This is a genomic window from Candidatus Solincola tengchongensis (assembly GCF_015711935.1).
Lineage (GTDB): Bacteria > Actinomycetota > Geothermincolia > Geothermincolales > RBG-13-55-18 > Solincola_A > Solincola_A tengchongensis.
Window position 1 is genome coordinate 1 of record NZ_JACVJJ010000049.1, and the last position, 8,627, is coordinate 8,627.

Consider the following 8,627-nt stretch of genomic DNA (forward strand, 5'->3'; position numbering starts at 1 on the left):
TCACTCTGGGAAGAGAGAGTCCCCCCGGCTGTCATCGGCTACAATCCGGTAGGAGGTGTCCAATCACTACCGGGGAGGTACCGATGATCAGCAAGGAGGACTATATGGAAATCAAAGCACAACATGATAGAGGTGTCTACAAGAAGGACATCGCCAAAAGGCTGGGAGTGCATCCCAGGACGGTGACCAGGGCACTTGTGTGGGGAGGCCCACCTTCCGGGAAGAGGCCCCGGGCCCGGGACAGCTAGCTCGATCCCTTCAAGGATTTCATCGACCAGGAGCTGGCGGAAGGGGTGTGGAACGCAGAGGTGATCCTGCAAAAGCTCAGGCTCATGGGCTACGAGGGTGGGCGCACCATCCTGCGGGATTACATCCGCCCCAAGCGCCCCCTGCGGGACTCCCGCCGCACGGTGCGCTATGAGACCGCACCGGGAAAGCAGGCCCAGCTCGACTTGGCCGAGCACCCGGTGGTGATCGCCGGCGTTCCCCGCGTGGCTCACTTTCTCATTTACGAGAGGTTGTAGAAGGTTATAATATTAACTGGTAAACAGATCGTGATTCGGATAGCGGAACGACTTTTTTTCTAACGGATTTCTAACATAAAGGACCGGAATTGCCGTAAAATACGGCGCTTTACATAAAAGCCATCACTTCTGCTAAATGTAAAATACCTGCTCAAACCCATAATTTACCCCTCAACATACCCATGTTGAAGATGTTGTTTCTGTTAACAACTGATTTCAGTCAACTTGCAAGCAGGAGGTCGGCGGTTCGAATCCGCTCATCTCCACCAGATAAAAGGCCTGGTCAGAGGGCATATACGCCCCGGCCAGGCTTTGGTTATAGACGGCCTTTAGGAAGGTGCCTCAACGCTCTTCTCTTATTGACCCAGTGCTGAGCGCGACGGACCCCCGTTGAACTTCGTCGGAACGTGCCTCCACACCGGCTACGCCCTCCTTAATATCCACCCTCTTAAAACCTTCACGAACCAGCTTTTCCTCGCCCGTCTTCGTCCTTCATGGGAAAGCAGCGGCGCTCACAAGGGTAATCCCGCTGGCCCGTGATCCACCGCCCGGAGTTGACCATTCCTTGTTGCTTCCCTCAACTTTAGCAGGGCAGGCATAACTTGGGCCTACACCTGCCGTTTGGGAAATGGAAAAGCAAAGCCCGCGAAGCTAGGGACCTTTCTTCCTCCCCTTCGCGGCTGCGAGAACTGCCGCTTGATGGATGTCCGCCCCCCTCCGCCGACCTCCATCATCGCCTCCACTTCATGACCGCAGACGGCGGACAGGATCGAAGAGCGGCGCAGCATCGGCGGGTTTTCGCCAGCGTTAAACCTTTTCGACCGCCAAAGCGACCCAAAATCCGCATGGACTCTTTTCAAATCCCCGAAGCGCATTCGCCCCTCGTGCGGCGATACCCGGGGCATGGAGATTCTTTTTTCGCCGCCTCAAACGAAGACTCCGGCCAAGGAATGCAGGGGCTCCGCGGTAACTGTCGCTTTGCGAATAAAGGGCCGGGCTTCCTATGGAGGCCTTTGCGTGGCGGTATATCTATTTGAATAGTGTAGAATCATGACATCGAAAAGTTTGAACATCAGTCGCTCAACGGCGATTGAAAGCGCCATCTCGTCAAATGCCCGCCAAGACAGGAATCATCATCTATAACAATGGACAACGGGGGGCGACATCCGGGACCCCTAATCCCGGTTCTGGCGGGTTGGAGACAGGAACGGTCGGACAAAGGGAGGGAAAGGATGAAGGCCGCAAAGATCCGCACGCCCATTGCTGCCAAATTCTGGAGCGCTGCCACCGACGGCCTCGGTCGGGTGTGGGTGGTGGGGGAAAAGGGTCTCATTCTTTACTCGCCCGACACCGGGGACAGTTGGGACGTCCTGTACAGGGAGGAGAAGCGACTCTGGAAAGCTACTCATTTCAGCGAAGGGGGCACGCTATGGGTGGCCGGAAGCAAGGGAAGGGTCATGCGCAGCCGGGACGGCGGCACGCGTTGGGAGGTCCTATCCACGGGGACGGGGAACCTTCTCAACGCCGTCCGCTCCCGCAGCGGGCTCTGTCTGGTGAGCGGGAGGTCGGGCACCCTCATCCGGATACGCGAGGACACCGGGGAGGCCCGAGCCGTACGGCTGGGCAGCGCCGGAGGCTATCTCGCCCCGCAGGGACTCACGGAAGGCGACATGGTGCAGCCTGGGCAACGCAGCCTCTCCGGTTTCATGCTCAACGCGGTGGCCGTGGGCGAGGAGGGCCGCGCCTGGGTGGTGGGATCGCGAGGCCTCATCTTGTATTCTCCCGACGGAGGCGAGAGCTGGAAAACACAGGGGACCGCGATGCAGGCGGCCCTGCACGACGTCGCCGTCGGCGGTGAAGCGGAGTTGTGGGCCGCCGGCGCCGGGGGGACGTTGCTCAGGAGCGCCGACGGCGGGGTAAGTTGGGAAATGGTGGATACCGGAATCAATTCCTGCTTGAGGTCCATCTGTCTTACATCGGAGGATGTCTGGGTCGCCGGTTGGGGAGGACTGGTGATGCGGGGCGATCATGAAGGTGTGCACTGGGAGAAAGACGTTCTGGACAGCAAAACGGACCTGGAGGCCCTCGCACCATTGCCCGGCGGGGAGCTGCTGGCGGTGGGATCGAGGGGGTCGGTGTACAGGATAAGCGCCTGAACGGGGCGAGCCGACGCTCCTGAATCGACATGCAATCGTCCGCTTCGGAAGGTCCCTTTAGATGTGTAGGGCATGTTGTTGGGGATTTTTCTTGATCTTCATCCAAGGGGGATCTAGAGGGAAATACAGCCGGGTGAAGATGATGTAATCCAGGCCGAATGCTCTTCCAATCCTGGAAGCATTCGTGAACCCTCGAGGTTCGCTTGTTGGACATTTATTCCACAATATGCCACTTCTATCGAAACCTCACATGGACGAAACGGCAAAGACGCGAGGAGTGGAGGAAAAATACTCCTACCCACGAGCTTTTCACGCGCGGACTTCTTATTGCGCCCGGTGCTCTTCCCGCTTAAAATAGGCGCAGGCCCACGAGAAGGAGGTGCGAAATGGTGAGAAAAAAGAAGGGCGCACTTTGCGTCGGAATCACCGGTATCCTGATCATCCTCCTACTTCTTTTGGCCGCTGCCGGCTGCGGGTCCAAGAAGGAAGCCGGAGAGAAGGGCGCGCCTGAGGATGCCCAGACGAGCGAAAAGACCGGCTCCGAGCAGCAGGAGGCGCAGGGCCAAAATATCGTCTTCTCCACCACGGTAAGCGCCGACACCAAGACCGACACCTTCCAGGTCAAGACCTCCTCGCAGACGCTCTACTACAACCTGATCGGCGGAGACAAGGCAACAGTGACCATAACCATATATTCCCATCCGGACGGCAAGATGCAGGCGGGGGCTAATGCCTTCGAGCCCGGGCCACATCAGAAAACCATCTACCTCGCGCCCGGCACCTATTACATGGAGATCCTCCCCGACGACTGCACCGTGGAGGTGAAGGTAGAGGACTGAGTCAGACCGTCGGTGCGGGAGGCTGCACCTCCGCGGCTCTTCGGCTCAATCGGGGCCGCTCAAATCGGAGTACCGCCATTTAGAGGGGCGGCAAGCTTCAGACCATCGACGGCGGCCTGAGATCGAAGGGGTCGCGATCACCACTAACCACGATTTCGCCTCCGTGGCAACTTGGCCGGGATAACGAGGTCTCCCGGCCACGTCTTCTTCCGGGTTCCAACGCCAGACGAACGAACTTTTTCCATCGATTACCACCCAGACCAGCACTGCCGTCCGGCGGCATACCCCAGATTTTGTCACTGGCAGGTGCTACAAATGCCCTGTAAAGGGGGTGTGCGAGATGGAAAAGCTGGTAACCGATTACCTGACCTCCCTCGAGCTGGGGGACTTGCAGGTCTTCGAGAATATGGGGGTAATCCCTCTGTTCTCCCCGGTCAAGGGGGGCCCGGCCTACCTGACCCTTAAGGAGGCTCTGGAGGAAGGGGCCTCAGGGTGGGCGAGGTGGACGAAGGGGGAAGCGTCCCCGAGCTCAAGGTGGAGAACCGGGGCGAGAAACCGGTGCTGCTCATGGACGGGGAGGAGCTGGCCGGGGCCAAGCAGAACCGGGTGCTCAACACGTCGATCCTGGTTCCCGCCAAGTCCCAGCTGGTAATCCCCGTGAGCTGCACCGAGGCCGGCCGCTGGCACTACGAGAGCCGCTACTTCGAGGACTCCGACAACGTGCTGGTCCACTCGGTGAGGAGCCGGAAGGCTCAAACGGTGACCGAGAGCCTGGAGCGGCACGCGGAATTCCAATCCGACCAGGCCCTGGTGTGGGACGAGATAGACCGGGTGGCGGAAAGGGCCGGGGTCCATTCCCCCACCGGCGCCATCCGGGACGTGATCCAGGCCCGGGGCAAGGAGCTCGAGGAGTACCTCGAGGCCTTCCCCTGCCGGAAGGGGCAGCGGGGCCTCCTGGTCCTCATCAACGGCAGGGCGGCGGGGATGGACGTCCTTTCCAGGGCGTCGGCCTACAAGGTCCTCCACCCCAAGCTGCTCAAGAGCTACGCCATGGAGGCCTTCCTCACCCAGGGGAGGAAGCCGCCCAAGCCCACCCCGGAGAAGGCCAGGGAGTTCCTCTCCCGCGCCGTCAACTGCGAGGAGAGGAAGTATCGGTCGGTGGGCCTGGGGTGGGACTACCGTTTCCTTGGCAAGAGGATGTTGGGCTCCGCCCTCGTCTACCGCAAGGCGGTCGTCCACGCGGCCTTCTTCGAGATGGCGCAGGCGGAGAGGGCGGGGAGGATGGCCGGCCTAAACTCCCGGCGAGGCTTCCGCGGGGAATACGTACTCTAGAGACGGCTTGGTAAGCCAGGCCGTCGAAGACGTCCTGCCCCGGGAATCGCAGTACGAAAGACGTTGGGGCCCCGCTCTCCGGGGCCCCAATCGTTTCCATTAATTTCCTATTCAAATCCGCTTGATCCGCAACCGCGAATCTCCTTGCTCATCGCCTTCTCCCTGCCGTCGCCGCCCGTGCCTCACGGCGTGTACCCCATGACCACGTGCCCTCCCGTCCAGGCCCCCGCGTAGTTGAAGTACATGGGGCGCTCGCAGACGATGGGAAGGGAGGAGGTGACCTTCACGGAGACGTCCCGGTCCTCTCCCACGGCGGCCTTCACGTTCACCGTGGCCCGGGAGGTCTTGCCTATGGGCAGGTCCTGCTCCTTGGTGGAGCCGTCCGAGAACATGTAGGTGATGTGGGCCGTGGTTTGCTCCTCGTTGGGGTTCATGAGGCAGAGGTACTCCTCGAAGGTGTCCTTTCCCGTGTAGCCCTCGGCGAAGTAGAAGGTGGTCTGGGGGGAAACCTCCTGCTCGAAGACGGCCACCAGGGTGCGGTTGGCGGTGGCCGTGAACTTGTAGGGGTTTTCCGTGGAGACCTGTGTCCCTCCCTCCGTCCAGCGCAGGAAGTGGTAGCCCGCGGCGGGGTTGGCGGTGAGGGTGACCTGGGAGCCGTGGGTGTAGTTCCCCGTTCCGGTGACGCTCCCCGAGCCCTGGGGGGAGACGGAGCAGGCGACGGCGTAGGTGTTGAGCTCAAAGACCACCTCCACCAGGTGGTTCTCGGTGACGTTCTCCAGGGTGTAGGTCATGCCCGAGGGATCGGCAATAGTCACCGGGTTTCCGTTGTCGGTTATCCCGGCGATGTGCCAGCCCGGATCCGGGGTTATCTTAACCTGGGCGCTCTCCCCGTAGGTCACCTTCTGGGAGGTCGGGTTGACCGTCCCCTGACCCGATAGGACCGAGGCGTTGACGAGGTAGCACCTGCAAAGGGACAGACTGAAAGAATCTCCGGCGGAAACGGCCACGAAGCCGTTGCCGGCGGGGACGTCGCACTGGTGGTAATAGTTTTCCCCCCAGGCGGCCAGGGAGCCATCGGAGCGGAGGGCCAGGCTGTAGGTCCCACCGGCGGATATGGCCACGAAGTCGTTGCCCGCGGGGACGTCGCACTGGCTCTCCTCGTTCCAACCCCAGGCCTGCCCGTAAGCAGTCCCCACGAAGAATGCACCGTGGAGGCCGGCGCTTGAGAGGTCGGGGTTGGTGACCACCACGTCCCAGGCTCCCCATGCGGCTTCGGAAAGGTCGAGGTCGCAGGAGATCTGGTTGGCGGAGATCACGTTCTCGTTGGTGGCCTCGATGTCCGGCTGTCCGGCCCGGGAGAGCTTCACCTGGGCCCCGTCCTGGAAGCCCGCGCCGTGGAGGTCGGTCACGTGCACGGCGGTGGCCTCCCCCGAGAAACGGGGGAGGACGGAGCTCACCGCGGGGGCCCCGGAGCCGTTATCCGGTGCCCAGCTGGTATCCGGCGTCAAGGCAGCCGTGGGCGCGCCGCCTTCCGTGCCCCGCATTTCCGCTCGTGCGAAATGAAAGGCCAGCAAGAGAAGCGCCGCAGCCAGCAAGGAGGTAACGAGAAAGGCTTCCTTAACTTTCGAGGATCTTTGCGGTGAGCTTTTCCCTCCGGAATTCAATTCCTTCACCTCCCAACGCTCTCGCGCCCTATTCCTGAGCGTTTGGGGAGGTAAGGAATCAACCCCTGAGAACTAATCCCCTAACTTGTCGCCCTTGCGCTCAGGGAGAAGCCCAAAGGGAACTAAGCTTCCGATATGAATATACCACCGTTAATGGCTCGTTTCATCTCCCGCCAAAGACCGGCGGTCTTTTGGACTTTTCTTTTTAAATCACCTGTTGAAAAAACGGCAATAGGAGGAAATCTCTTTACCTTTACCTTGGAGCGCTTGCCGAAACGACGCGGCGTCGAAGCGGCGCCTTCGAGAAACTCTCTCCTTATGCATAAAATCACGTCCCTCCAATGCAGCAAAGGAAAAAGTTGGGATTGAGAGCCTCGCGCGCGAACGGGTCTTAGTGAATTGCGGATTCCCATCCGCTTTTTAGATCAGGCCCCGCTTCTCCATGAGGTTGATGACCGGGCCCGCCAGGTGGAGCCGGTGCAGGACCTTCCACGTCCCCATGAAGAGGGGCAGCGGGGTGCGGTCCATTACCTTCTCCATCTTACCCAGGGGCAGGCCCCGCTCTCCGGCCACCCGGGCGAACATGCCCAGGTAGGTGGAGGAGGGCTCGCGCGCGCCCTCCCGCTCCACCAGCACGACCGCCCCCTCCGGGCAGGCGGATACGCACAGGCCGCAACCTATGCACCGCCCCTCGTCCACGGCCATAGCCCCGTCCACCTCCGCGATGGCCTCCATGTGGCAGCGCTCGATGCATGATCCGCAGGCGGTGCAGGAGTCCGGGTCGATCCTCGCCCGGTAAGAGGACTGCACGTGGTCCGCGGGCCTATCGTGCAGACGCAGCCCCTGCAGCCAGTGGCAGCAGCAGGCGGCGCACATGCACATCCCGACGGGCTCCTTGGTGTTGGTGGGGGCCAGAAGAAGCCCGGCCCTCTCCGCCTCGTCCATGATGCGCAGGGCTTCCTCGGTGCTTATGCGCTTTCCGAAGCCGTTGGCGATGCGCCACTGGGCCACGAACCCGAAACTGAGCTCGTTCTCCACGGGGTGCCCGCAGCCCACTCCCGCCTTTCGGTTGGAGACCCGGCAGGGGCAAGGGGTGACGGCGATGACCTCCTGGGCGGCCACCATGTCCCGGATGCGGTCGTAGGGGGCCACGGCGGGGAGGCTCTCCACCGCCTCTCCCACGGGGACCACGCGCATCTGCCTCTGGCCGGCGAAACCGGCCTTGAAGCCGGACTTGAGGTGATAGTCCAGGCACAGCCTCGCCGAGTCCTCGTCCAGGCCGAAGGCCAGCACCTGCTCCCCGAAGCCGGTCATGTACTGCAGGGCCATGTAGAGCCTCTTCCCGGCGGGCTTGTCCGGAGGGACGGGGAGCACCAGCCCCTTGCGCACCATGCCCTCGAGTATCCGCTCCGTCTCCTCCGGCGGCTTCCCGCAGCGGCGGGCGATTGCCGAGGCCGGCTCGGGCACCGGCCTCACCGCCAGCTCCACCTCCGCCTCCTCAGGTGTGAAGATGCGCTTTAGGTACTCCACGTCCAGTCCCCCGCTCTCCTGGGGGAAGCCTCCCGGCAGGCGGTCCAGATACTCTCGCAGCCTCACGTAGATGTCATCGCTCATCCCATCTCCACTCATCCCCGCGGCCCCCTTTCCCCTGCCTTGGGCATTGCGCAGTCTTACCTCCCGTCCTTCCTCGCATCGCCTAGTTCCGCACCATCCAGCGCCGCGCCGCCTTAAGTTACGTCACAACTTCGCCATACGCTCTACTGCGTACTTTTTCTGTCCCCCTCCCAGACATTTCTTAAACTGTCTTTAAACACTTTCACTTTCTCTTTCCCTCGCATAGCTTTACCTTATGCCCAGCATCTATTCCGCTTATCCCCTCGCCTTCCGTATTCCACTCTACCCATTCCTGTAAGCGTTTCCCCAACTCTTCGATTTACTCAACGCGTTGACTATTTTTACTTAATTCATCGTTGAACACCTTCTCACGCGACGCACTCTCATAAAAACAGGTTTCAACGACAGGCTTATTTGGTGAAATATTAAGTACATGCTTTTGATATCTGGTGCTAATCGAGGGGGATTGCCCCAGTTGGAAGAGTTCTATCATCATAT

Annotated in this window: 7 protein-coding genes; 5 read left to right on the forward strand and 2 right to left on the reverse strand. The window is 61.0% G+C overall.

Annotation, left to right across the window (positions count from 1 at the left end):
• Positions 1 to 83: 83 nt before the first annotated feature.
• The 5 genes from H7007_RS04035 to H7007_RS04055 all read left to right on the forward strand — a co-directional run bounded on the left by H7007_RS04035 (position 84) and on the right by H7007_RS04055 (position 4,851).
• Positions 84 to 248 (forward strand): hypothetical protein, encoded by a 165-nt coding sequence (locus tag H7007_RS04035; RefSeq protein WP_287153250.1) that lies wholly within the window; start codon positions 84 to 86, stop codon positions 246 to 248.
• A gap of 60 nt (positions 249 to 308) precedes the next feature.
• Positions 309 to 524 (forward strand): hypothetical protein, encoded by a 216-nt coding sequence (locus H7007_RS04040; protein WP_287153252.1) that lies wholly within the window; start codon positions 309 to 311, stop codon positions 522 to 524.
• Positions 525 to 1,756: 1,232 nt separating this feature from the next.
• Positions 1,757 to 2,680, forward strand: coding sequence for a WD40/YVTN/BNR-like repeat-containing protein (locus tag H7007_RS04045; RefSeq protein WP_287153253.1), 924 nt, complete (start codon positions 1,757 to 1,759; stop codon positions 2,678 to 2,680).
• 386 nt (positions 2,681 to 3,066) lie between these two features.
• Positions 3,067 to 3,519, forward strand: coding sequence for a hypothetical protein (locus H7007_RS04050; protein WP_287153255.1), 453 nt, complete (start codon positions 3,067 to 3,069; stop codon positions 3,517 to 3,519).
• Positions 3,520 to 4,011: 492 nt separating this feature from the next.
• Positions 4,012 to 4,851: an ARPP-1 family domain-containing protein gene (locus H7007_RS04055; RefSeq protein WP_287153256.1), complete on the forward strand. Its 840-nt coding sequence runs from the start codon at positions 4,012 to 4,014 to the stop codon at positions 4,849 to 4,851.
• A gap of 182 nt (positions 4,852 to 5,033) precedes the next feature.
• On the opposite strand, the gene H7007_RS04060 is transcribed toward H7007_RS04055, so the two are convergent.
• A complete protein-coding gene (locus H7007_RS04060) occupies positions 5,034 to 6,308 on the reverse strand; it encodes an InlB B-repeat-containing protein (protein ID WP_287153257.1) in 1,275 nt (424 codons plus the stop codon).
• A 627-nt stretch (positions 6,309 to 6,935) separates the two neighbouring features.
• Positions 6,936 to 8,129 carry an ATP-binding protein gene (locus tag H7007_RS04065; RefSeq protein WP_287153258.1) on the reverse strand — a complete coding sequence of 398 codons (1,194 nt, stop codon included), beginning with the start codon at positions 8,127 to 8,129 and terminating at the stop codon, positions 6,936 to 6,938.
• Positions 8,130 to 8,627: the final 498 nt, after the last annotated feature.